This window comes from Prevotella sp. OH937_COT-195 (assembly GCF_003932845.1).
Classification (GTDB): domain Bacteria; phylum Bacteroidota; class Bacteroidia; order Bacteroidales; family Bacteroidaceae; genus Prevotella.
Genome location: NZ_RQZH01000156.1, coordinates 1 through 431 on the forward strand (window position 1 = coordinate 1; position 431 = coordinate 431).

1 protein-coding gene is annotated in these 431 nt (G+C 42.9%); it reads right to left on the minus strand.

Features of this window, described 5'->3' with window-relative positions; genetic code table 11:
* A partial coding sequence (locus tag EII32_RS11695; protein ID WP_125235481.1) for an ISAs1 family transposase occupies window positions 1–431 on the minus strand: 431 nt, incomplete at both ends.

Below are 431 nucleotides of genomic sequence, written 5' to 3' on the forward strand. Positions count from 1 at the left end.
CCGTAGAAGCCTAGGAATAGCAGTAATGTCATTACTTTTTTCATCAACGGCTACCTGACTTAAGCTAATCTTATTGTCAGCACTATAGGCTGTCACGATGTGAGTTGGAGCTTGATTTTGGCTACGATTGCCTCGGATGGTTTTTCCATCAATCGCAATCAGCCGTTGAAGGGCTGGTAAGTCACTAGCTGATTGTTCCATGTGACTTTTCAATTCTTTTAATCGGTCTGGATTGACTAGACTCACCACACGTTCTAAGGTATCATGTGATGGACAACCTTCACTCAAATCCACATACTTTCCTAGCACTTCAACGTGCATTTCGATGACATCTTCCATCTCTTTCCAGCTCTCAATACCCGATAATTGGCAGACGAAGACTAGAAAGAGAATCGTTGATAAGCGGTAATGAGTTTTCCAAGCTTGACGGC